We start from the raw sequence: 22,171 nt of genomic DNA, 5'->3' as shown, positions 1-22,171 counted from the left end.
AAAGTAGCCAATCCGATTGAGAAACTGGCACATATTATTAATATGATAAATTTTATTATTGGCTTTTAAATTTCACAATGCATCATAGTAAAATAAAGCGAGTATGTAAAAGAGCAGTGTAATTAATGATATAATAAAAAGTAAGAAAAATATTTTTGACTATCTTTTTGTACAATTTATTCGTTATATATAATAGAAAGTGCTTTCAGTAGAAAAAGGAGGAAAGAAGTGGATGCAGATTTTCTTTTGATTCACAAAATGAAAAATGGTGATGAAGAAGCTATAGAGGTATTCGTAAAAAAATACTATTCAACTATACGGAATTATTGTCGATTACATACATACACAGACTGTGATGCAGAAGATATTACTCAAGCAACATTTGAACACTTTTTTCGATCATTTAGATCGTATCATCATTTGGGAAAGACTGCTAATTATTTGTATGTGATTGCTCGAAATTTATGTCGGGATAGTTATAAGAAAAAAAGAGATATTGTGATGGAAGCGTTACCAGATAAGGGGGAAAATCCAATTGCTGTAATTGAGAATAAAATAGATATAGAAGAATCAATAAAAAAACTTCCAGAAGATTTGCAGGAAGTAGTTATTCTACATTATTTTCAGGATTTGAAATTAAAAGAAGTAGCAGATATTATTGGCATAGGACTTCCTCTTGTAAAATATAGGATAGGAAAAGCAAAAGAATTGTTGAGTGTTTATCTGGGGGATAAGAAATGATGATGACAGTTGATGAAAAATTGCATGCGTATGCAAAAAATCAGAAGGATAGAAATATAGATGAGAAAAAATTACAACAGACCATTATAAAATCGAAAGAAGCATATTGGGATGGAGAAATCGAAAGAAATATGTCATGGTTAGAATTTTTATATCAGCAAGCTTCGTATATACAGAAGCACTGGTGGTTTGCTCAAGGGGCAGTATTACTAATCCTTTGGATGACAATGTTCTTATCAGACAGTAGTATTTATACAAGGCGCTGCATGGGGATTTTGGCACCGAGTTTTGTAATATTGATACTTCCGGAACTCTGGAAAAATAGAAGCAATGGGGCTATGGAAGTAGAAGGTGCAACATTTTTTTCCATAAAGAATATATATGCCGCACGAATGCTACTCTTCGGCATGGTAGATGTTTGCCTATTGAGTGTGTTTTTGATAACCAGCACTTTTGTGTTACAGATTGCATTTATGGATATCTTAATACAATTTATTTTGCCAATGAATGTGACATGCTGCATATGTTTTCGATTACTTTGCAGTAAAGGAGATGATTATGTATCTTCCACATTATTTTCCTGTCTGATTTGGATCGCTGTTTGGACGCTTGTAGTTCTCAAAGATAGTATTTATGAGCATATATCTACATCAATATGGTGTGGAATGATGATATTATCTGTTTTATATTTGTGTTACAGTATTTGGCGAGTATGGAAATGCAGTGAAAGATATTACGAGAGTAATGGGGCAAGTGTATAAGACTATTATGGTGTCAATTACGAGAAATCACACAACGGTCGTAATCAGAGAAATGTGAGGAATTTGATTATGGAATTAGAATTGAAAAAATTAACAAAAGAATTTCAGGGATTTAAAGCAGTTGATGATATCACGCTGACGATGAGTAATGGAGTTTATGGGCTTCTTGGTGTCAACGGTGCTGGAAAAACAACGCTGATGAGAATGCTCTGCACACTTATTAAACCTACTTCGGGAAGCATATTATGTGATGGAAAAGATATTTTTGCATTGGATGGCGAATATAGGAGAATTCTTGGTTATTTACCTCAAGAATTTGGATTTTATCCGGAGTTTTCGGTTCATGATTATTTAATGTATATTGCGTCAATTAAAGGAATGCGAATAAGTATTGCACGAAAGCGTGTAACAGAACTTCTGCGGCAGGTTGGGTTGGCTAAAATGCAGAATAGAAAAATGAAAAAATTGTCTGGAGGAATGAAACGCCGTGCAGGGATTGCCCAAGCTATGCTAAATAACCCAAAGATTTTGATCCTCGATGAGCCTACTGCAGGTCTGGATCCGAATGAAAGGATACGTTTTCGAAATCTGATCAGTGAATTGTCACAGGATCGTCTCGTGCTATTATCAACACATATTGTGTCGGATATTGAATACATTGCCAACCAGGTGTTATTGATGAAAGATGGAAAGATTAGCCATTCAGGAACACAAGAAGAGATTATTCAGTCAGTACCAGTAAAAGTATGGAGTTGTGTAGTTGCAAATAATGAAGTTGAAATGTGGCAAAAACAGTTTAAAGTCTCAAATATGAAAACACTTTCGGATGGAATAGAATTACGCATTTTGTCTGAAAAATCTCCACACTATAATGCGAAAGAGGAAACGATGACTTTGGAGGACATATTCTTATATTATTTCGGAGAGAAAACAGGTGATGATTATGACGTATTATGAAATAAAAAAAGTTTTTTCAAAAAAAGGAAGTAAGGTTGCGCTGATATTTATTTTTATTGTAATTTCAGTAGTCTTGTCTTTTATCATCGGGGATAATAAATATGTGAATCGTAATGGTGATGCGGAAAGTGGAATATCGGCTATGTTAAAGGTTCGTGAGTTGAAAAAAGAATGGTCAGGAGAACTGACAGAGGATGTGCTTAGAAAAATTATTGAAGAAAATGTCAGGATTTCACAGACACCGGAAGCTAAGTCGAATGATTTTAGACAGAATGATATAGCATATAGTCAAAGACAGGGTTTCATGGATATAAGGGATTTACTAAATTGTGATTATGGAGAGTTTAACGATTATAATTATTATCTGGCAGATTCTCTTTCTCCTGATGAAGCAGTAGATTTTTATTCTAATCGTATCAAAAATTTGAAAAATTGGTTAGAAACTGATGGAAAGGATCAGTTTTCTGAAAAGGAAAAAAGTTATTTAATAAGAGCGTATGAAAAAATGAAAACCCCTTTATATTATGATTATCAAGCGGGATGGAAAAACTTATTTCAATATTCACCCTCAATAATTATGATTTTGACATTGGTATTAGGTTTCCTTTGTGCAGGTATTTTTTCAGGTGAATTTCAGCTGAAAGCGAATGCAGTTTTTTATTCTTCTTATTATGGCAGAAATAAGGCTGTATGGGCAAAAGTGAAAGCAGGAGCAATCATAATAACGGCTATTTACTGGGCGGTTATGTTGTTATACACTATGCTTGTTTTGGGAATTCTTGGTGTAGACGGAGCAAATTGTCCCATACAGTCTAGTATGAGTGGGTGGAAGAGTATTTATAATATCACGAATGCTCAGGAATATATTTTGATAGTTCTTGGTGGATATCTGGGATGTTTATTTATGCAATCTCTAACTATGTTGGTTTCTGCGAAGACAAACTCATCAGTAATAGCGGTAATCGTGCCTTTTATTTTGATTTTTCTTCCATCATTTTTATCAGGAACAAGTCTACCATTATTAAATAAAATTTTGGGACTTCTTCCAGATCAAATGCTTCAAATGAATCAGGTAGTTAAATTTTTTAACTTGTATGAAATCGGAGGAAAAGTGTTTTGCGCAGTTCCTATTTTAATAATATCGTACTCCATTCTGCTATTATTGATTGTTCCAGTTATTTATTTTATATATCGCAGAAAAGAAGTTTATAATTAGATGAAGAAACATCTGTTAGAGGGAGTGAAAACATAGGAAAAATATTATTATTATCGTTTAAAGATAGTGAAGAAGAAATGATAGAGTCTGTTCTTGCTGCTTTGAAAACCGGACGAAATATATATTGTGATGAAAAAAATATAAATCCATTGAAAATACATTATGGAGATATTGTTATTTTATTAGCCACAAGAGAATTATTCCGAAAGCAGAAAAAAATAGATTTGTCTTTTACAGAGTTTGAAATTTTGCATTTATTAATGCGAAGTCCTGGAAGAGTGTTTAGTAAAGAACAAATATATGATATAATCTGGAATGAACCCTATTCGGGTGATTACAATGTTGTTATGCGACATATCTGCAACATTAGAGAAAAGATAGAAGATGATCCTGGACATCCGGTATATATACAAACGGTGCGCGGTGTAGGATATCGGTTTAACGGAAATTTAGGCAGCGAGTGAAATCGCTGCCTATTATTATGGTTTTACAAAGAAGGAAGTTTGTTATGAGAAGATCTTTGTATTTTAGGAGCATCCTGTTTGAGATATTTGGACAGGTTTTGATGTATCAATTCCAACTCTTTTGTTTCTTGCTTAAAGGAAACGTATTGAGTATTTATTGACTTCTTGTTGGAAATAAGATTTGAAAGTTGCTCCTGTAACTTATTAGTATTAAGATGCTTGGGAAACATCCGGAGAAACCATTACCTCAGGGTGTCGTAAAGTTCTTTATCAAAGAAGGCTTTGAGATGCCCTTTCTTTTTTTATCCAAATCTTTCCTCTTGTTTACATATATAAACCTAAGAAAAAGCTTGACGTTTAAATATTACAAGTGTAATATTTAAGAAAATATGAAAAAAGGAGAAATAAAACTATATGAGAAAAAAGAAAAGAAAAAAACACACGAAGATTATTACAAAAATAGTTTTATTTAGCGGTATATTGATTGGTGGTGGAATCGGTATTGTAACAATAATGAATTGTAATGTTCCTGAAAAAAGACTAATGGAATATATGAAATATATTGAAAAAGGGGAATATGAGCAAATGTATGCCATGCTGGATCAGAAAAAAAGCAGCATGAACAGTAAGGAAGAATTTATAGAACGAAATTCTAAAATATATGAAGGCATTGAGATGTCTGATCTGTCCATAACCGATATTACAGTAAAAAGACAAGAAAACGGAAATGCGGCAGTTTCCTATACAACAAATATGCAGACTGCTGCAGGAAATGTAGAATTTACCAACGATGCGGTATTTTCACATGATTGGACAGGATATCATTTAATCTGGCAGGATCAGTTGATTTTTCCAGAGTTATCTGCAACGGATAAAGTTCAGGTAACGTCAGAAGAGGCAAAGAGAGGAGATATTTTAGACAGAAATGGTCGTCAGTTGGCTGGAGAGGGAACTGCATCTTCGGTAGGAATTGTTCCGGGCAGGATGGAGAACAGAGAAGATACAATAAAAAAACTGGCAGAGTATCTTGGAATTGGAGCAGACGAAATTGAGGATAAGTTAGAAGCCGGTTGGGTAAAAGCAGATTCTTTTGTACCAGTAGCAACAATTCCTAAAATACAAGAGGTCGATCTTCTGACAGTGAATCCGGATAAAACTGTTCTGGAAGAAAAAGAAAAGCAGGACACATTATTGAAGATTCCAGGTATTATGTTATCTGATGTAAAAGTACGAACTTATTATCTAAAAGAAGCTACCTCTCATCTGGTAGGGTATGTACAGGCGGTTACAGCCGAAGATTTGCAGGAACATAAAGGGGAAGGGTATCGTACAAACAGTGTGATTGGAAAGACTGGACTGGAAACGCTTTATGAAAAAGAACTAAAAGGAACAGATGGGTGTGAAATCTGTATTGTAGATGCAAATGGAAATAAAAAAAGTGTTATTGCATATGAGCCTAGAAAAGATGGAGAAGATATCCATACTACGATTGATGGTGATCTTCAAAGTACTCTTTATGAACAATTTAAAGAAGACAGAGGATGTTCTGTAGCTTTGAATCCTTATACAGGGGAAGTATTGGCGTTGGTAAGTACGCCATCTTATGATAATAATGATTTTGTACGTGGAATGGACAACAGCCAGTGGAGTGCATTAAATGAAAATGAAGACAGGCCTTTATACAACCGCTTTCGCCAGACATGGTGTCCTGGCTCAACTTTTAAACCTGTAATTGCTGCAATTGGATTAAAAGTGGGGGCATTTACTGCAAATGACGATTTTGGAAATGAGGGTCTGGCGTGGCAGAAAGATTCCTCGTGGGGAGATTATACAGTGACTACACTTCATGATTATGAACCTGTGATCTTGAAAAATGCGCTTATTTATTCAGATAATATTTATTTTGCAAAAGCAGCATTAAAAATTGGTGCGGATCAACTGATGCAGTCTCTAAATCAAATAGGATTTAATCAGGAACTTCCATTTGATATTAAAATGTCAGAGTCCCAATATTCTAATATGGACAAGATAGAAACAGAAATCCAGCTTGCTGACAGTGGGTATGGACAGGGACAGATTCTGGTAAATCCTTTGCATCTTGCAAGCATTTATACGGCTTTTCTAAATGATGGAAATATGATAAAGCCATATCTTCACGCGGATGGTGGAAGCACTTCCAGTGAAATCTGGATAAAAGATGCTTTTTCACCACAAATTGTTTCGGAGGTTATGGAGGGGTTAGAGGGTGTAGTGAATAACCCGGAAGGAACTGGTTATGGAGCATGCCGGGAAGACATTAGATTAGCAGGAAAAACCGGAACAGCGGAACTGAAAGCTACAAAAGAAGATACATCTGGAACAGAAATTGGCTGGTTTACAGTTTTTACTACAGATAGAGATACAAAGAATCCTATTTTGCTCATCAGTATGGTAGAGAATGTGAAAGATATTGGAGGAAGCGGTTATGTGGTGGAAAAGGATAAGGCGATACTGGATGAATATCTTGGTAATGAATAATTTTTACCTTTAAATATTACAAATGTAAGAGGAAAATGATATGAAAAAAATTTGGAAAATATTTGTGGGAGTTATTTTTCTTGCTGTCTGTAGTGGATGTGGCATAAAGAAAGAGCAGAAAAAGACAATTGAAGATACGAAAGAAAAAATTTACAGAGAGTGTGAAATGCTAGCAGAAGGCTATCAGAGCATATATGAGAATGCTGTGAAAGAAAATGCACTATATGAGCTGAGTACAATACAAAAAAGTATGGATTATTTTGGAAAATATGGATATGCAGTAATTGATTCCTACAATCAGCTGGATATGGTTCAAAGTATTAAAGTAGATGATTTTTTGAAAAAAGCAGAAAAAGAGAAGAATGGAAAAACTACTATATTTCAAGTTATAGCAGGGGATCATTTTATCCGGTATGATCTGAAAACCAAACAGGGGAAAATAGACGTTGAAGTAAGCTCTTTTAAATGGAAAGAGGACACTTGGCAGGAAACATATTATCATGAGTTTAGAGTTAATTCATGGAAATATACAGAAAACGGGTATTTCTTTATGGAAGAATATCATCCGGCTGGATATGATGGACCGTCTGGATATCGGGCCTTTCGGGTAGTGCCGTTAAATAAAAAATGCAGGGAGCTGAATCGAAAATATATACTTCCTTTTGGATATACACTTAATAAATTGTTTACTTCTAATTGGAGTGAAAAAAATTATGATGGAATAAATTTTTATGATGTTTTTGACCGTTTACTTTCAATGGAAGAAAAAACTGATGAATTTAAGGAAGGAAAGACTTATGAAATCCCAAAAGAATCATTTGAAGCGATATTTCAAAAATATTTTAATATAAGCGCAGAGATACTGCAGACAGGAACGGTATTTCACACGGAAACACAGACATATCGGTATCGAACCAGAGGAATCGTATATGATTTTGCTCCCACACCATATATTCCATATCCGGAAGTTGTTTCCTACATAGAAAATCAAGATGGAACAATAACACTGGAAGTAAATGCGGTATGGCCACAAAAAGAATTAGATCAGGCGTTTTGTCATAGCGTAACCATTCGGCTGTTAGATAAAGATAGATTTCAATATGTATCCAATTATGTATCAAGGTCAGAAATAGAGGTTACCTGGTATACGGAAAGATTATCAGACGAAAAGTGGGAGGAATGTTATGGAGATAATTGATATGAGTACAAAAAGAAAACTGAAAAAGATGGTGAGTGTTTTATTTATTTTGGGATGCTTTTTCATAGGAAATACAAAATGTAAAGGGGCTGATTTAGAATATATTTCACAGGAAACTGCGAATTATGCTGTACAAGAAAGAGGATATGATTTGCCAGTAGATGAAGTCGTGAAAGAAGAAGCTATTGAAGATTGTAAGAATGTTATGAATCAGATGAAAGCCATTTATCAAAAGGCGGATAAAGGAACTTCATCGAATGTAGTAGTTTCTGAGACAGTAATGGAAAAAATGCAGGAAGTATTAAAGGAAAAAAATGTCCCTGTTATTACATCAGCGCCGTATTCAAATATGGCTAATTATTCTAAAATGGAAGAATTTCTTTTCAGGGCAGAACAGGATCTGCCAGGAGATATCGTCTTATATAGGATTAACAGGGATGGTGGGATAGAAAGACTCAAATTCAATTATGATGGGACAGATATGTATTTGTTGGCTGCGAAAGTTGTTTGGGGTATGAACGACAATCCATCTATTGTATATGTTTCGTATACAAGGATAGAAGAATGGAAATATACAGAAAAAGGCTGGTTTGGTTATACGCTATGTGTTCCAAAATATCCGGAAGTATCAGAAGCGGTTGATGGCAGTTCTATGATAAGAATTAAACCTTTAAGTGATGAATGCAGGGAAGTTTCAAAGAGGTGTGTGTATTTGCTTGGATATCAGGGGAATAATCTTTTATGTTCTGATTGGGATAGATCTGATATGGAAGGGTTAGATTATAATGGTTTATATGAATATTTATATCGAATGAAATACGGGGAGAGATATGAGTTTTCAGGTAACTCAAGTGGAATTCCGGCAGAAGAGTTTGAAAATCTGATAATGGAGTTTTTGCCGATAACAGCGGAGCAAATTAAAAAATGGGCAGCATTTGATTCGGAACATCAAACTTATGACTGGGAACGATTAGGTTGTTTAAATTATAGCCCTACTTATTTTGGAACATCTTTACCGGAGGTCGTTGAAATAAGAGATAGCGGAGAGGGAAACAATGTGCTGGTTGTTGATGCTGTATGTGATACATTTATATGTAATGATGCCGTTATTACAAGTGAGCTGACTGTTAAGTTCAACGATGATAAGAGTTTTAAATATATGGGGAATAAAATTCTGAATAATGGTACGAAAGAAGTTCCCAAATATCAATATAGAATAAAAAGAAAGAACTGATAACAACTATCAGCCCTTTCATATTTGTTAATTCCATATATGTAATTTTTTTAAGATATCAGAAGTGATTTCAAATGCTTTTTTGCCAGTTGCATTAGAATCACTTTGGATATTGGTTGCAAAATAATAGCTGTTATCGGAAGTTTCTACATATCCGATAAACCAGCCGTTGATATCCTGTCCGTTGACACGACCGGTTCCAGTTTTTCCGTAGAAATTACCATTAGGTGTACTGGCAATTTTTATAGCATTTTTAACAGAAAATACATTTTGGGAATTTAGATGGAATTCATTTGTGTTAAATTTTTTCAATAATGTTACTTGCTCTAAAGGCGAGATTTTTAATGAAAAATCGGACCAGTATAAATCCAGATTTGAACTGGTTGTCTGGTTTCCATATTCTATTTTATTCAAAAATTCCTGGACTCTGTTAATTCCGAGCTGCGAATCAATTGCCTGGAAATACCAGTTAACGGAATTTTGCATAGCAGAGTTTAAATCCTGATCAGCTTCCCAGGATGGAAAAGGAAAGGCATCACCATTCCATGTCATGGAAGAGTGTTCTGGTGTGATGATTCCGGATTCCAACCCTAATAATGCATCGTATATTTTGTAGGTAGACTCTGGCGGAATACGTTTGGTGGCTTCTTCAAGATCGTATATTTTCCAGGAATCCAAATTATTGTCATACAAAACAAATGATCCATCATATGTTCCAAATGTTTCGGATATATCTAACAGGGAGATATTTTTGTCTGTATCACTAAAATGATATACGCTTTGAGTAGAGGCATCAATGGATAAAATGGGTGTACATCCAATAAAAACAGCACTAATGACCAGATAAATTATCAATGCTCTCATTTTTTGATAAAGAGTTTCTTTCCTAAAAACGGCGATGTTGAGAATACGTCGTTTCATCTGCCTGAAATTTCCGGACATTCCAACTGCCAGTGGAGAGGAAAAAGAGGATATTTTTTCTGCAAAATTAATCAGTGTAGTTCCATAAGCTTGGTATTCATCAGCAGAAATCATCTGCAATACAGCAGAATCACAGGCTATTTCACGGTCACAGAGAATTTCTTTTAAAGTGTACCAAACAAAAGGGTTAAACCAGTAGAGTATATTACTTATGACCATGAGGAAGCCAATAAATGTATCTTTGTGACGGTAATGCTGTAATTCGTGTAGCAGCATAAAGCGCATATCATCAGGATTCAGTTCGGAAATTAAATGGATGGGAATGTAAATTCTGGGATGTATTATTCCGATTAAAACTGGTGATTTTAAAAATGCAGTACTGTAGACTGATACTGGGTGAGAGATTTTAAGTTCCTTTAAACAATTGTAATAAATAGTTTTTACCTGCTGATTTTGAAGCGGGAGAGCAGATCTTTTTATGGAACGTACATAGTTTAATGAATGAAGGGTGAGGACTGACATAATCATAACACCCGTTATCCATATTAGAAAGAGTATGGTATTCAAGCCTCCAGAAAATTGACTACTAATGGAAACTGAAAAATCATTCACCTGGTTTAACAAAATATTTTGTGTATTACTGGTAAGTTCGGATAGCGTGTCGGTACCAGAGTTAAGTCCTGAGTCAGTTTGAAAAAAATGTAACCATGAAAAAAGTTGTGAGCCATGAATCTGTACAGGAAAAAATGGCACGGCAAGTAGTAAAAATAAAAGAAAACAGAGATGGTACTGTGTAGCCGCAGATAAATATTTTTTCAGAAGTTTTTTTGTTCCGATTATTACAAGTGTAAAAATACATATGAAGATATTACTGATTAAAAAGTGGATAATCCAGTTGCTCATTCAAAACCTCCTATTTCTGATGTTTTGATAATAAATGGCGTAAGTTATCAATTTCTGTTGAAGAGAGCTTATCGTCTTCAAGGTAAGAAGCCAGCATAGAAGAAAGATTTCCATTATAATATCGCTTTAAAAAAGAATTGCTTTCCTGGCGTATATATTCATCTTCTTGGACTAATGGAGTATAGACAAATACCCGGCTTTGTTTTTCGTAGGAAAGAGCTTTTTTGGAAACAAGTCTCTTGATAAGAGTTTGAATTGTTTTTGGACTCCAGCTGGTAGTTAGAGTAAGTTTTTCTGTAATTTCATTTGTATTGATGGGAGCATATTTCCATACAATTTTCATAACTTCAAATTCGGCTTCTGAAATTTGGGGTAGTGACATAATAAAATCCTCCTGCTAAATCCTACATATGTAATAAATATATTATATTACTTGTAGAAGAAAAAAAGTCAAATGGCAGATGATATATAGAATATAAAATTAATAATGTAGAGGCAATAAAGGTGAAAAAGATAGAAATTATTGAGAGAATCACAGATGCTAATGGAAGCATAAGTGAAAACATATTGACTAGCTGGGAACATAAAAACCAATTCATACCGGAAATTATAAGGTTTGGAGAATTAAAAATATATCTACAGGAACGAATTGTTAAAAAGAATGATAGTGATGTTCATCTTTCAAAATATGAATATGATATTTTACTTTTTTTAGCGAAAAGTCCAGGTAGAATATTTGGAAAAGAAATGGTTTATGATCTGGTATGGAATGAACCTTATTCCGGTGATTATAATGTGGTTATGCGACATATCTGCAATATCAGAGAAAAAATAGAAGATGATCCTGGACAACCATTATATATACAAACAGTACGAGGTGTAGGATATCGGTTTAACGGGAATTTAGGCAGCGAGTGAAATCGCTGCCTATTATTATGGTTTTACAAAGAAGGGAGTTGGTTATGAGAAGATCTTTGTATTTCAGGAGCATCCTGTTTGAGATATTTGGACAGGTTTTGATGTATCAATTCCAACTCTTTTATTTCTTGCTTAAAAGAAACGTATTGAGTATTTAGAGATTCTTTTCTGGAAATAAGATCTGCAATTTGCTCTTGCAACTTATTGGAATTAAGATGTTTCAGGTTTATACCATTTTCCTGTAAAATATGTTCAGCACCCGCGAAAAGAATAATTTGAGATTCATATTTACGGAAATAACGATCTGGATCTTTGGAGCTTTTATAATGGTCGTCGTAAATTTTATTTTTCTGATATTGTTCGGCATATTTTAGCATTTCTCGAAGATGGCGTATCTGAGACTCGAGAGAAACAACAGAGGTATTTACCTCTTTTTGCTGCATATGTAACAAGGCTATGCGGTCTTCAAGTTCTGAAAAATTATGTAGATTATGTGTGAACATCTTGTTATATTCAGCAGAGACAATTTTTAAATTTTCCTTATTTGCCCATTTCTGAAGTCCAATGTTTCCTGCTATATTGGGAGTGTTGGTGTCTATTAACTTATTACGAACAGAAGGAACAGTAGTTCTGTGAAGCTTATTATTAATGCGTTCTTTGATACGTTCCTTAGTAAAGTTTTTTCCTAAAGATTTAGCACTTCCACGCACTGGACGGGACATATCGGGAGAACGAAAGGTAATGTATTTTCTGCTGTTTTCGCCAAATTCTGCGTTTTTTATTTCATATCCTTTAGCTTTCATAAATGTAAGAAATTCTGAATAAGTGGAAACGATTCGGATTGTCTGGTTGATATCTTTTCGCAGCTGCGCTTTTTTACTGGATTCAGATTTATTTGCAGCCCATTCATTGTATTTCATTCCCTTTTTACCATCTGGCATAATTGTGGACAGGTTATGTTCCTGGCATAAAGTGTCGCTGAGATTTCGTATTTTCCAGTAATTCTTTTTACAGTCATGATAATGAGAAAAAGTGATATTATCTGCAGAACAGAAAATCAAATGGTTATGTACATGACCTTTATCAGTGTGTGTTGTCAGAACATAGGAGTATTTTCCCTCCAGTAAGCGATCCGCAAGTTCTTTGCCAATTTGATGGGCTTCTTCATATGAAACTTCACCAGGGGAAAATGCCTGAATCAGATGAAATGCCTTATTTGTATTGTGCGGATCTCTGCAGTCATGTGTATGATCCAAAGTGTATTTAAAGTCAAGAACGGCTGTTTCGGGAGAGCAGGCAAAGGAAGAAATATATAGATTCTGGTCAGTTTTATCTGGATTGCAGATGTATTCTATTGCTTTATTAACGGTTGTTTTGATACCATGGATTTTTGTAACTGCCATATTTTTTCCATTAACTCCTTTATATCGTCCAGGTCCTTTGGGTAAACTGTATTGGTACTGTTTATACGATGGGTGATCTGATTCAAATTGCTGCTGATATTGCCCAACAGGGTATTCATTTTTCGGATATGAGAGTAGTCTACTTCATATACAAATCCATATAAGATCATTTTCCGTAGAAAGGCAGATTTGCTTTTCATCCTGGAAAGACGATATTTTTCTTCTAAAATGTATTGTTCGTCATCATTCAAATAAAATTGTACGGGATGAATTCTGGTACGTTTGCTCATTGAAATCCTCCAATTCGTTTTTTTCTATAAAAAAGAGTACAAAAAAACTGTCTAACCAGTTCGGCTATGACAGTTATGGTACTTGGTTTTTTGTTGGTTTGGACAGATGTATCTGTAAGTTATTTTAACAGGACTGGGTGAAAGCGTCAAATTAAGAAATTATAAAATATGAGAGGGCCAGGGATACTCCCTGATATATTTTGGTAGAATGAACCGGAAAGGGAATTTGACAAAATGAGCCAGTTGTCATGACACTGGCAGTGCTTGCTTCTTTTGGGGTGTAGCCTGCAAAGCAGGCTATGCAAAAGCTATAAAACATAAATGGAACTGTGAGAAGTGGTTGAGAATATAATCCTGATAGCGTATAATCAGAGCAAGAAATCGTAAGTGAGGGATAAATTTGAAACGTGAGGAAATTTTTCAATATGTGAAAGAGCAATATGGAACGGAACCGGAATATTTATGGAAAAAAGATCCTGATTCTGCGGTGCTTCGACATAAAAATGGAAAATGGTATGCTATAATTATGGCAGTGGAAAAGAAAACACTGGGATTAGAAGAAGATGGAAAAATTAATATCCTAGATGTAAAATGTGACCCTGATCTGGTTGGGATGTTAATTCAAACGTATGGATTTTTACCGGGGTATCATATGAATAAGCGACACTGGATTACGATTCTTTTGGATGAATCTGTCAGTGAAGCTAAGACGCTAGATTTTCTGGATATGAGTTATGATTTAATTGACAGTGGGAAGTAATTAAAATTTAAAAGGAAGCCTTTCAGAAAAATCTCTGATCGGCTCCCAGGTATTCATTCTGGATATGTATAAGTTGGTCTTTGCAACAGGATATTTTCCCAATCTCGTTCATGGCGCAACACTCGGAGAATATGAATTTCTTTTGTTTCTTCCATTATAATATAAAAAATAATAGATGGCGGAAAAGATCTTTTATGTATGGAATATCCTCTGTACAGAATTTGAGTTCGGGGAAAGGCAGTACTGAACTGGCCTAAATTCTGCATTTGTTCTTTCAGATCAGATTGAAAACGGTCAGCACGTTGCTGGCCGAATTCTTCTTCAATATAATCTGCAATGTCTGTGACGTCGTAAATTGCTTCCCAGGTTAAAATAATTTTATATTCTTGCATTTCTTCGTGCATCCCTTAATTCTGTGATTTTGCGAAAAGCATCTTCCAGTGGCAATTCACGACCAGCTTCCATATCATCAATTCCCCGGTCTAACATGCGGAGAAGATGATTGTTTTCCTGGTTTTTATCGGTTGTAGGGATTTTTTTTGTTAATTCCATGAAATCACTCCAATCATACGGTTTATAAATAGTGTATGTTGTTCAGAAGTATCTATCCATAGTTTAGCATAGAATGGGCAGCAATACAATTGAATTATTTTGCAGGAGCGTCCGTCAGACCAAGAAGATATTCGCAGGAAACATTAAATACTTCGGCCAGTGCGACAACTTCGTAGTCGGGAACGAAACGTGTGCCTTGTTCAATTCGCAGGATTGCCAGATCATTAAAATCATATCCTGCAAGTTGTAATTTGGCAGCGAGTGTTTTCTGAGTAAGATTATGAGCCTTTCGTAATTCTTTTACCCGTTGTCCTATTCTGTTTTTACTGTTCGTTTTTTTATCCCAATAAATAATCATTCTGATCCTCAAAAGTTTCTAAAGATGAAGTATTATTATTGATTTTAGGGAAAAATATTGTTACTATACTTCTAAAGATGAAGTTTTTGGAAAGTTTATTTGATTTTTGAAATAAGAAAATGATAATGCTGCCTGTAATGAGAAATAATTCTAATGAGAGGTGGAAAGAAGATGAATGAATTTTATGAAGCAGTATCGAATTTATTTGAGGAATTGCGCTGTGACTCCGGAGAAAGAGAATATACAGTACAGCCGGAAGAATGGAAAGAAGCAGAGAAGAATTTGAAACAAATACAAAAGAAGCTGCCACTACATCTGGAAAAAATCCCAGAGCGTGAGCAGAATTTCTGGAATAAATATCTGGATCAGTTAGAACATTTCCATTATGAAGAGGAGCAGCGGGCTTATTACCAGGGAATGATGGATGTAGTTGAGTTTCTTATTAATATAGGGGCAATAAAGAAATCCACGAATGTTAAGAGAATGATAGAAAAATATGCACGTTAAGAGTGGCGGTATGGGAAACCATACCGCTTCTTCAGAATAATTCAGATAGAATTCAAATGAATTTCAGGGATCTTGTTTATCGTGGTCTGTAGGAATTTTGTATGTGCGCAGGTATGCTTCTACGATGGCAAGGATAGCGGTAATTTGCTCATCGTTGCATTTTGACAGGTACATGAGCAGGCGTTGATAATCAAGATTATCTGTATGATTGTTTGGATAAAACAATGGTTCAGGAGGAACATTTAAAGCGCGTACCAGTTTTCTGATTTTATGAAAACTGGGAACTCGGCTCCCATTTTCAATTTCCTTTAAATATCGGCTGGACATTTCTGCTTTTTCAGCTAATTCTTCATAAGTCAATTTTTGCTCGTGTCGGGCGTTCTTAAAAAACAATCCCAGTTCTTTATCTGTTTGTTTTGGCATATGATACACCTCCATGTTTAGTGTATAGTTCCCTTTCTTGAAAGAAAATGAACTAATATTTCACTAAAAAAGAGGGTGATATTTCACTTTTTAAAAGACATATAAAATTCTGAATTTCCGTAAAACAGATCCGGAGGTATTGGAAAGATTAAGAATTTTATTGTCTGGTATCACATCCGTCATTACGTGACGGATGAAATAGATAAATAGTTCAAAAAAGCAAATAAATTTCTTTACCTCAAAAAGTGAATTATATACCACAAGAAATGATGGCAAAATATTATCTTTTGATATAAATAGCGTCCGATGGGCTAAAAACTACCCATTAGGACGTTTTTTATATACCTCAAAATACAGGAAAAACAATTTTCTCGTATTTATTAAGAAATTTTTTAAAAATTTCTTCCCACACCCCGACAAATGCACTCATCCGTTTGGGATATGTGTGAAGGGGAAGCAAGAACTTTGCTTATTGCCTACCGGCGGGGAAGGAGGTGAACTCTTATGGAGCAATCCTCTTTTCAAGATGAGCAGACAGTCAGACATCAGTTTGATTCTCTGTGCAAGCTGGCATTGAAAAGTGAAGTTATTAATTATGAAAAGCATATGGCATATCGCCAGAAGTATGAAGTGATGTTGTCAGAATTATCAGAAAAGGAGTTGAGCAGACTTTTTATAATGGATGAGCATGAAATGGAAACACATCGTTTTCAGGTTCTGGGTTACGACATAGAAGTCAAAGATGCATTGATTGCTGAAGCATTGCAGACACTTACTGAAAAGAAAAGGAATGTTGTTTTATTATCATATTTTATGGATATGAGTGATGCAGACATTGCCAGAGAAATGAATCTTGTACGCAGCACAATTAATGAGCATCGTAGACGATCACTGGAACTGATGAGAAAAAATATGGAGGAATCTGCAAATGAAAAAAAGTAAAAAACAGAAATGCGCATTTGATTTGCTGCCATTCCATGTTATTGAGGCAGCATCAACTGGTGATACTGAGGCAATCCAGGCAGTGTTGAAGCATTATGAAGGGTACATAACAGTTTTGGCTACCAGAAAAATGTTTGACGAATTTGGACAGGTGCATTACTGTGTAGATGAAACTCTGCGTCAACGCCTGGAAGCAAAACTGATTACTAAGACCTTGGGATTTGATACGAAATCATATGTAAGGAAAAGTAATCAGTAAAGGGAGTATTTAATATAGATTCCTTTTCCCCTTCAGGAATTTTGTACCTTGAAAATTGTATATTGTTTTACATACAGGACGTGAAGATATGTAGAGCCACTAGGTAAATCCGCCATGATATATCTGCTCTGTTAATGGAGTAAATACGAGGAAATGCTGAAATATAACATTGAAGTAAAGGTATGGAGCGAGAAGAATTTGACAAAATGTGTAGCAGCTGCACAGGGCGACGAAGCATATCTGTGATAATGATACTTCCAGAAAAAAATCTGGTCATATTTAATGACGGTGCAAAACCGATGTGGGCAGAGTACTGAACTGCCACCTGTATTGTAATTTTATCTGCCGATGACAGTGTATAAAATTGTAAATTGTCATGGGCAGATAAAAATGTTTTGTCCAAAGAGAAAAGGAGGAGAGAAGAGTGGCGATTAAAATTGAAAAAGGTAAGATTCCAATTTGGGAAAAATATATGCTTACGGTGGATGAAGCAGTGCAATATTTTGGAATAGGTGAAAAGAAAATAAGGATGCTTATTTCGGAACATCTAAATTCAGAATGTTGCTTTACAGTCCAGGTGGGGTGTAAGTCATTGATTAACCGTAAGAAATTTGAGGCCTTTCTGGATCAGACTACGTCTTTGTAAAAAATATACGAACAATTTAGCACTTTAAAGTGGAAATGCTAGCCCTGGTATGATATAATACCTATATCGTGCTAGGGCTTCTTCGTGGAAAGGGGCGAAGACGTTTGGGTAAAACAAAACGTGACCAAAAACGACGGGATAAAAAAGGTCGAATTTTACGAAACGGAGAAAGTCAGAGAAAAGATGGAAGATATGCGTTTGTATATACAGATTGTTATGGAAAGCAGAAGTTTTTGTATAGTTGGAAATTAGAGCCAACAGATTCTCTGCCAACTGGATGCAGACCATGCTTAGCTCTAAGGGAAAAAGAAAAAAATATCCAAAGAGATTTACATGATGGTATAGTACCTTACGGAGGAAATTTAACAGTTTTAGATTTGGTTCAAAAATACATTGGACAAAAAAAGGGGGTTCGTCATAACACTCAGGCGAACTATGATTTTGTGATCAATATAATAAAAAAAGAAGAATTCGGAACCAGAAGAATAGATAAAATAAAATTGTCGGATGCAAAAGCATGGTTTATTAAACTGCAAGCAGATGGAAGAGGATACAGTTCCATTCACAGTGTGCGTGGAATTGTAAGACCTGCATTTCAGATGGCAGTTGAAGATGATTTACTGCGCAAGAATCCTTTTGAATTTCAATTATGTACAGTTGTCGTAAATGACAGTGTTACAAGACAGGCAATTACAAAAGAACAGGAAGAGTTATTTCTGGAGTTTATCCGAAATGATGACCATTACTCAAAATACTATAATGGAATGTTTATTTTGTTTAAGACTGGGCTTCGTATTTCTGAGTTTTGTGGATTGACAGTGAAAGATATTGATCTTCAGGAGAGAAAAATCAATGTGAATCATCAGCTTCAGAGAACCAGAGGAATGCAGTACGTCATTGAAGATACCAAAACTTCAAGTGGAACACGAATGTTGCCGATGACAGATGAAGTTTATGAATGTTTTGAACAGATTGTGAAAAACCGTAAAAAAGTAAGGGTTGAGCCGATTATAGATGGATATAGTCGATTTTTATTCCTGGATAAAAAAGATATGCCTGAGGTAGCACTCCATTGGGAAAAACATTTTCAGTGGGCGTTAGGAAAGTATAATCGTACTCATGAGGAACAAATGCCAAAGATTACGCCTCATGTATGTAGGCATACATATTGTTCCAATATGGCGAAAGCTGGAATGAATCCGAAGGCACTCCAATATTTAATGGGACATTCTGATATAGGGGTTACGTTAAACGTATATACGCATCTGGGATTAATTGATGCAAAAGAAGAGATGAATAGGATTGCAAAACTGGCATAGTATGATAAAATAATAGAAAAAAGAATTAAAAATAATCTGATTATAAGGTTCTTAGAAAGCCTGTTTTCCAGGCTGATTATTACTAAGAAGTTACTAAATTTGGATAAGAAAATATACGAATTTATGCTGTGATATACAGGAAAATGACAGGATTGAAGATTATCGGAAAATGCCTGCAAACAGCGTAAATACAGCATTTCAAGGAGTTTTAAGCAATGATAAGAGTGTTATTTGTCTGCCACGGCAATATCTGCAGATCAACCATGGCCGAGAGTGTTTTTACGCACAAGGTAAAAACGCTCGGCCTTTCAGATCAGTTTTTGATCGATAGTTTTGCAACAAGTACAGAGGAGATTGGGAATCCACCTCACAGAGGAACAGTGAACAAGCTGAGAGAAGTGGGAATACCACTGGTTCCGCACAGAGCGAAGCAGATTACGTGGGCAGATTATGAAAAATCCGATTATATTATTGGTATGGATTCTGCTAATATGCGTAATCTTAACAGGATGCTGAAGAATGACCCGGAAGAGAAGCTTTATAAGTTTCTGACTTTTGCCGGATCAGGACGGGATATTGCGGATCCTTGGTATACAGGAAATTTTGACGAAACTTATGAAGATATACAGGAAGGTTGTGAGGGATTTCTGGATTATCTGGAGAAACATGGAGAAATCCATTACTGATATTTCGGAATGAGACACAAATCTGAAACAATACAAAAGGTATGACAGCAAAAGGCAGCGGAAGCTGCTTTTTCTGTCGATGAAAACTTCTTTACAAATCTGAAAACTTCTATTATACTTGTCCATACAGCAAGCAACTCAAATTCAGCAGAGAAATCTGCTCTCTGCAATTCTACAGTGGAAGTTCTTTCCACAGAAATATCTAATCATGTTATCAGATCAGAATCATTTTGTGCGTCGTTGTGAGAGCGCACAGGATTTTGTCAGGACATTCGTCCGCTTTGTTTCGCAGAAAGGAAATTAAATATGGAAAAAAGTTATGAAACTTTTGTCACGGACCTGAGAAAGCTTCTTCTTGCGGCTATGGATCTGAAGGAAGAAGAAATTTATTTTTCAAACGATGGAGAGAAATATGGCTGTTTGGGAGATAGGCTATTTGTAGAGAGTGGTCATATGGAAAAGGCAAAAACAGTCTGCGGGTTGCATACAGAAGAACTTTATAAAAGGTACTGTCAGGAACATTCTTTTGAAAATATCGTTCATGATTGTGTTAGGGAGATAAAAAAAGTCAGTGAAAATTGTGTGCTATGTGATTTGGACGATCTGAAAGATTATGAGAAGGTAAAAAGCAGACTTTTTATTCGACTTCTGAATGCAGATAAAAACAGGACTATACTGAAGGAGTTGGTTCATCACGAAATCGGAGATATTGCTTTAGTGGTTTATTATCTTGCAGGAGAAAAAGAGGGATATGTTCTGAGTGCAAAGATCAAGAAAAGCTTTGTGGAGAAATGGGGAAAAGATGCGGATACTGTTTTCGAAGCTGCTCTAATAAATACATATTTTATCAGTCCACCAAGAATCTATCATTGGGAAAAAATGCTGTTTGATAAGACATATGAAGGAGATAATTTCATGGATATCCTTGGAACATACCATCCAAATAAAGGGATTGCCGGGAATTGCCTGAGTACAGAAAAGCGTACTAATGGAGCGGCAGCAATCTTTTTGCCCGGGGTAGCCAGACGTCTTTCTGAACTTCTGGGTTCAGACCTGTATCTGGTTTTTACCAGTGTTCATGAAGTAATGGTCCATAATGCGGATGTGGTTTATCCGGAAGATTTGAAAGAAGTTCTAAGTGATACGCTCGAGAAAGCAACTCCGGAAGAGGATTATCTGACATCTTCCATTTATCGATACAGCAGAAGGAGTGGTGAATTCTCTGTGGAATTGAAATGAGATAAAGAGAGGTGACATATGGAAGTGCTTTGAGTTTATCGTTATTTGGCATTAGAACAGAAATTAAGGCCGGAATCCATCATAAAGAATGAAATTCCGGCCAGGTTCTTTCCATGTGTTATGCTGTTTGTCTAACTATTATAAAAGTTCTTTTTTGTGGTTTAGCTGAGAAGTGCGGAATCGTTGGAAAATTCTTCACCGCTGGCTTCTTCGAATTTGTCCAGGAGATCTTTGACTGTAAGCTTTTTCTTTTCTTCGCCCTGGATATCCAGAATGATCTTTCCCTCCCACATCATGATCAGACGATTGCCGTGAGTGATTGCATCACGCATGTTATGGGTGATCATCATGGTTGTCAGATGATCGCGGTTTACGATCATGTCTGTGATCTCGAGAACCTTGGCTGCAGTCTTCGGATCAAGAGCAGCAGTGTGCTCATCCAGAAGAAGAAGCTGAGGCTTTTTTAAAGTTGCCATCAGAAGTGTCAATGCCTGACGCTGGCCACCGGAGAGGAGTCCGACTTTGGAAGTGAGCCGGTCCTCAAGACCAAGACCGAGAATCTTCAGGAGTTCGTGGTATTCTTCCCGTTCCTGGCGGGTAATGCCCGGACGGAGAAGGCGGGATTTTCCGCGGCGTTTGGCAAGAGCGAGATTTTCTTCAATTCCCATAGTTGCAGCAGTTCCGGTCATAGGATCCTGGAATACACGGCCAAGATACGCGGCTCTTTTATATTCGGAAAGTTTTGTGACATCGGTTCCACCGATAATGATCTTTCCGGAATCTACAGGCCAGGCACCTGCAACTGCATTCAGCATAGTAGATTTTCCGGCGCCGTTTCCTCCGATGACTGTAACAAAATCACCTTCGTTCAGATGAAGATCCACGCCGTTTAAAGCAACCTTTTCATTGATGGTGCCCGGATTAAATGTTTTATGTATATCGATCAGTTTCAGCATG

At 35.7% G+C, this 22,171-nt stretch carries 26 protein-coding genes; 17 read left to right on the top strand and 9 right to left on the bottom strand.

Translation table 11 applies throughout. The features are described from left to right. The first annotated feature begins 228 nt into the window (after positions 1-228). The 8 genes from NQ489_RS11385 (at position 229) to NQ489_RS11350 (ending at position 9,088) form a co-directional block, all read left to right on the top strand. Positions 229-741, top strand: coding sequence for an RNA polymerase sigma factor (locus NQ489_RS11385; RefSeq protein ID WP_021650349.1), 513 nt, complete (start codon positions 229-231; stop codon positions 739-741). Next, the gene (locus tag NQ489_RS11380) at positions 738-1,502 is read left to right on the top strand and encodes a hypothetical protein (RefSeq protein WP_005426531.1); all 765 of its coding nucleotides are present in this window, start codon (positions 738-740) and stop codon (positions 1,500-1,502) included. The genes NQ489_RS11385 and NQ489_RS11380 overlap by 4 nt, the downstream gene beginning before the upstream one ends. 69 nt (positions 1,503-1,571) lie before the next feature. After that, positions 1,572-2,459 (top strand): ABC transporter ATP-binding protein, encoded by an 888-nt coding sequence (locus tag NQ489_RS11375; RefSeq protein WP_005426530.1) that lies wholly within the window; start codon positions 1,572-1,574, stop codon positions 2,457-2,459. Beyond that, a complete protein-coding gene (locus tag NQ489_RS11370) occupies positions 2,446-3,675 on the top strand; it encodes an ABC transporter permease subunit (protein WP_044926005.1) in 1,230 nt (409 codons plus the stop codon). The genes NQ489_RS11375 and NQ489_RS11370 overlap by 14 nt, the downstream gene beginning before the upstream one ends. A gap of 77 nt (positions 3,676-3,752) precedes the next feature. Continuing rightward, positions 3,753-4,139 carry a winged helix-turn-helix domain-containing protein gene (locus NQ489_RS11365; RefSeq protein WP_005426528.1) on the top strand — a complete coding sequence of 129 codons (387 nt, stop codon included), beginning with the start codon at positions 3,753-3,755 and terminating at the stop codon, positions 4,137-4,139. A gap of 414 nt (positions 4,140-4,553) precedes the next feature. Continuing rightward, entirely contained in the window at positions 4,554-6,656 is a 2,103-nt protein-coding gene (locus NQ489_RS11360; protein ID WP_021650351.1) for a penicillin-binding transpeptidase domain-containing protein, read from the top strand. A gap of 40 nt (positions 6,657-6,696) precedes the next feature. Then, a complete protein-coding gene (locus NQ489_RS11355) occupies positions 6,697-7,854 on the top strand; it encodes a DUF6070 family protein (RefSeq protein WP_021650352.1) in 1,158 nt (385 codons plus the stop codon). After that, the gene (locus NQ489_RS11350) at positions 7,841-9,088 is read left to right on the top strand and encodes a DUF6070 family protein (RefSeq protein WP_021650353.1); all 1,248 of its coding nucleotides are present in this window, start codon (positions 7,841-7,843) and stop codon (positions 9,086-9,088) included. The genes NQ489_RS11355 and NQ489_RS11350 overlap by 14 nt, the downstream gene beginning before the upstream one ends. Positions 9,089-9,115: 27 nt before the next feature. On the opposite strand, the gene NQ489_RS11345 is transcribed toward NQ489_RS11350, so the two are convergent. Both NQ489_RS11345 and NQ489_RS11340 read right to left on the bottom strand, forming a co-directional pair. Then, positions 9,116-10,912 (bottom strand): BlaR1 family beta-lactam sensor/signal transducer, encoded by a 1,797-nt coding sequence (locus tag NQ489_RS11345; RefSeq protein WP_021650354.1) that lies wholly within the window; start codon positions 10,910-10,912, stop codon positions 9,116-9,118. A 10-nt stretch (positions 10,913-10,922) separates the two neighbouring features. Continuing rightward, on the bottom strand, positions 10,923-11,297 hold the full coding sequence (locus NQ489_RS11340; RefSeq protein ID WP_092073165.1) for a BlaI/MecI/CopY family transcriptional regulator: 375 nt from the start codon (positions 11,295-11,297) through the stop codon (positions 10,923-10,925). 119 nt (positions 11,298-11,416) lie between these two features. On the opposite strand from NQ489_RS11340, the gene NQ489_RS11335 reads away from it, so the two are divergent. Then, positions 11,417-11,830 (top strand): winged helix-turn-helix domain-containing protein, encoded by a 414-nt coding sequence (locus NQ489_RS11335; protein ID WP_019162151.1) that lies wholly within the window; start codon positions 11,417-11,419, stop codon positions 11,828-11,830. A gap of 23 nt (positions 11,831-11,853) precedes the next feature. Here the strand turns inward: NQ489_RS11335 and NQ489_RS11330 are convergent, their stop codons facing one another. After that, a complete protein-coding gene (locus tag NQ489_RS11330) occupies positions 11,854-13,233 on the bottom strand; it encodes a relaxase/mobilization nuclease domain-containing protein (RefSeq protein WP_227945523.1) in 1,380 nt (459 codons plus the stop codon). Next, positions 13,182-13,523, bottom strand: coding sequence for a plasmid mobilization protein (locus NQ489_RS11325; RefSeq protein WP_005426517.1), 342 nt, complete (start codon positions 13,521-13,523; stop codon positions 13,182-13,184). Before NQ489_RS11325 ends, NQ489_RS11330 begins: the two co-directional genes overlap by 52 nt. Positions 13,524-13,923: 400 nt before the next feature. Here NQ489_RS11325 and NQ489_RS11320 point away from each other — a divergent pair, with 400 nt between their 5' ends. Then, positions 13,924-14,283, top strand: a complete 360-nt coding sequence (locus NQ489_RS11320) for an MmcQ/YjbR family DNA-binding protein (RefSeq protein ID WP_008703804.1) — start codon at positions 13,924-13,926, stop codon at positions 14,281-14,283. Between the two features lie 53 nt (positions 14,284-14,336). Here the strand turns inward: NQ489_RS11320 and NQ489_RS11315 are convergent, their stop codons facing one another. From NQ489_RS11315 to NQ489_RS11305, 3 genes are all read right to left on the bottom strand, one after another. Continuing rightward, complete coding sequence (locus NQ489_RS11315) at positions 14,337-14,675, bottom strand: type II toxin-antitoxin system RelE/ParE family toxin (RefSeq protein WP_021650357.1); 339 nt, start codon at positions 14,673-14,675, stop codon at positions 14,337-14,339. Continuing rightward, complete coding sequence (locus NQ489_RS11310) at positions 14,662-14,835, bottom strand: hypothetical protein (RefSeq protein ID WP_021650358.1); 174 nt, start codon at positions 14,833-14,835, stop codon at positions 14,662-14,664. The genes NQ489_RS11315 and NQ489_RS11310 overlap by 14 nt, the downstream gene beginning before the upstream one ends. Positions 14,836-14,929: 94 nt before the next feature. Continuing rightward, a complete protein-coding gene (locus NQ489_RS11305) occupies positions 14,930-15,193 on the bottom strand; it encodes a helix-turn-helix domain-containing protein (RefSeq protein WP_015541275.1) in 264 nt (87 codons plus the stop codon). Positions 15,194-15,364: 171 nt separating this feature from the next. Between NQ489_RS11305 and NQ489_RS11300 the strand changes: the two genes are divergently transcribed. After that, the gene (locus tag NQ489_RS11300) at positions 15,365-15,700 is read left to right on the top strand and encodes a hypothetical protein (protein WP_005426510.1); all 336 of its coding nucleotides are present in this window, start codon (positions 15,365-15,367) and stop codon (positions 15,698-15,700) included. A 63-nt stretch (positions 15,701-15,763) separates the two neighbouring features. Here the strand turns inward: NQ489_RS11300 and NQ489_RS11295 are convergent, their stop codons facing one another. Beyond that, on the bottom strand, positions 15,764-16,123 hold the full coding sequence (locus NQ489_RS11295; RefSeq protein ID WP_044960650.1) for a helix-turn-helix domain-containing protein: 360 nt from the start codon (positions 16,121-16,123) through the stop codon (positions 15,764-15,766). Positions 16,124-16,627: 504 nt separating this feature from the next. Here NQ489_RS11295 and NQ489_RS11290 point away from each other — a divergent pair. From NQ489_RS11290 to NQ489_RS11265, 6 genes are all read left to right on the top strand, one after another. Then, positions 16,628-17,065, top strand: coding sequence for an RNA polymerase sigma factor (locus NQ489_RS11290; RefSeq protein WP_005426505.1), 438 nt, complete (start codon positions 16,628-16,630; stop codon positions 17,063-17,065). Then, a complete protein-coding gene (locus tag NQ489_RS11285; protein WP_015541278.1) occupies positions 17,052-17,324 on the top strand; it encodes a helix-turn-helix domain-containing protein in 273 nt (90 codons plus the stop codon). Before NQ489_RS11290 ends, NQ489_RS11285 begins: the two co-directional genes overlap by 14 nt. A gap of 424 nt (positions 17,325-17,748) precedes the next feature. After that, a complete protein-coding gene (locus tag NQ489_RS11280) occupies positions 17,749-17,970 on the top strand; it encodes an excisionase (RefSeq protein WP_021650362.1) in 222 nt (73 codons plus the stop codon). 104 nt (positions 17,971-18,074) lie between these two features. Next, complete coding sequence (locus tag NQ489_RS11275) at positions 18,075-19,289, top strand: site-specific integrase (RefSeq protein WP_044960653.1); 1,215 nt, start codon at positions 18,075-18,077, stop codon at positions 19,287-19,289. Between the two features lie 215 nt (positions 19,290-19,504). After that, positions 19,505-19,975, top strand: a complete 471-nt coding sequence (locus tag NQ489_RS11270; RefSeq protein ID WP_044960656.1) for a low molecular weight protein-tyrosine-phosphatase — start codon at positions 19,505-19,507, stop codon at positions 19,973-19,975. Between the two features lie 306 nt (positions 19,976-20,281). After that, complete coding sequence (locus tag NQ489_RS11265) at positions 20,282-21,214, top strand: DUF5688 family protein (RefSeq protein WP_021650366.1); 933 nt, start codon at positions 20,282-20,284, stop codon at positions 21,212-21,214. Between the two features lie 161 nt (positions 21,215-21,375). Here the strand turns inward: NQ489_RS11265 and NQ489_RS11260 are convergent, their stop codons facing one another. Next, positions 21,376-22,170, bottom strand: a complete 795-nt coding sequence (locus tag NQ489_RS11260; RefSeq protein WP_021977269.1) for an ABC transporter ATP-binding protein — start codon at positions 22,168-22,170, stop codon at positions 21,376-21,378. Position 22,171: the final 1 nt, after the last annotated feature.

This window comes from Blautia sp. KLE_1732_HM_1032 (genome assembly GCF_025147905.1).
Classification (GTDB): domain Bacteria; phylum Bacillota; class Clostridia; order Lachnospirales; family Lachnospiraceae; genus Blautia_A; species Blautia_A fusiformis.
This window is presented reverse-complemented; position numbering and strand designations above follow the sequence as displayed.

Coding starts and splice junctions, on each gene's coding strand:
- NQ489_RS11375 (WP_005426530.1), top strand. CDS start 1,572: ATGGAATTAGAATTGAAAAAATTAACAAAAGAATTTCAGGGATTTAAA.
- NQ489_RS11370 (WP_044926005.1), top strand. CDS start 2,446: ATGACGTATTATGAAATAAAAAAAGTTTTTTCAAAAAAAGGAAGTAAG.
- NQ489_RS11325 (WP_005426517.1), bottom strand. CDS start 13,523: ATGAGCAAACGTACCAGAATTCATCCCGTACAATTTTATTTGAATGAT.
- NQ489_RS11305 (WP_015541275.1), bottom strand. CDS start 15,193: ATGATTATTTATTGGGATAAAAAAACGAACAGTAAAAACAGAATAGGA.
- NQ489_RS11355 (WP_021650352.1), top strand. CDS start 6,697: ATGAAAAAAATTTGGAAAATATTTGTGGGAGTTATTTTTCTTGCTGTC.
- NQ489_RS11265 (WP_021650366.1), top strand. CDS start 20,282: ATGGAAAAAAGTTATGAAACTTTTGTCACGGACCTGAGAAAGCTTCTT.
- NQ489_RS11300 (WP_005426510.1), top strand. CDS start 15,365: ATGAATGAATTTTATGAAGCAGTATCGAATTTATTTGAGGAATTGCGC.
- NQ489_RS11290 (WP_005426505.1), top strand. CDS start 16,628: ATGGAGCAATCCTCTTTTCAAGATGAGCAGACAGTCAGACATCAGTTT.
- NQ489_RS11380 (WP_005426531.1), top strand. CDS start 738: ATGATGATGACAGTTGATGAAAAATTGCATGCGTATGCAAAAAATCAG.
- NQ489_RS11315 (WP_021650357.1), bottom strand. CDS start 14,675: ATGCAAGAATATAAAATTATTTTAACCTGGGAAGCAATTTACGACGTC.
- NQ489_RS11360 (WP_021650351.1), top strand. CDS start 4,554: ATGAGAAAAAAGAAAAGAAAAAAACACACGAAGATTATTACAAAAATA.
- NQ489_RS11330 (WP_227945523.1), bottom strand. CDS start 13,233: ATGGCAGTTACAAAAATCCATGGTATCAAAACAACCGTTAATAAAGCA.
- NQ489_RS11350 (WP_021650353.1), top strand. CDS start 7,841: ATGGAGATAATTGATATGAGTACAAAAAGAAAACTGAAAAAGATGGTG.
- NQ489_RS11270 (WP_044960656.1), top strand. CDS start 19,505: ATGATAAGAGTGTTATTTGTCTGCCACGGCAATATCTGCAGATCAACC.
- NQ489_RS11365 (WP_005426528.1), top strand. CDS start 3,753: ATGATAGAGTCTGTTCTTGCTGCTTTGAAAACCGGACGAAATATATAT.
- NQ489_RS11345 (WP_021650354.1), bottom strand. CDS start 10,912: ATGAGCAACTGGATTATCCACTTTTTAATCAGTAATATCTTCATATGT.
- NQ489_RS11260 (WP_021977269.1), bottom strand. CDS start 22,170: ATGCTGAAACTGATCGATATACATAAAACATTTAATCCGGGCACCATC.
- NQ489_RS11310 (WP_021650358.1), bottom strand. CDS start 14,835: ATGGAATTAACAAAAAAAATCCCTACAACCGATAAAAACCAGGAAAAC.
- NQ489_RS11295 (WP_044960650.1), bottom strand. CDS start 16,123: ATGCCAAAACAAACAGATAAAGAACTGGGATTGTTTTTTAAGAACGCC.
- NQ489_RS11285 (WP_015541278.1), top strand. CDS start 17,052: ATGAAAAAAAGTAAAAAACAGAAATGCGCATTTGATTTGCTGCCATTC.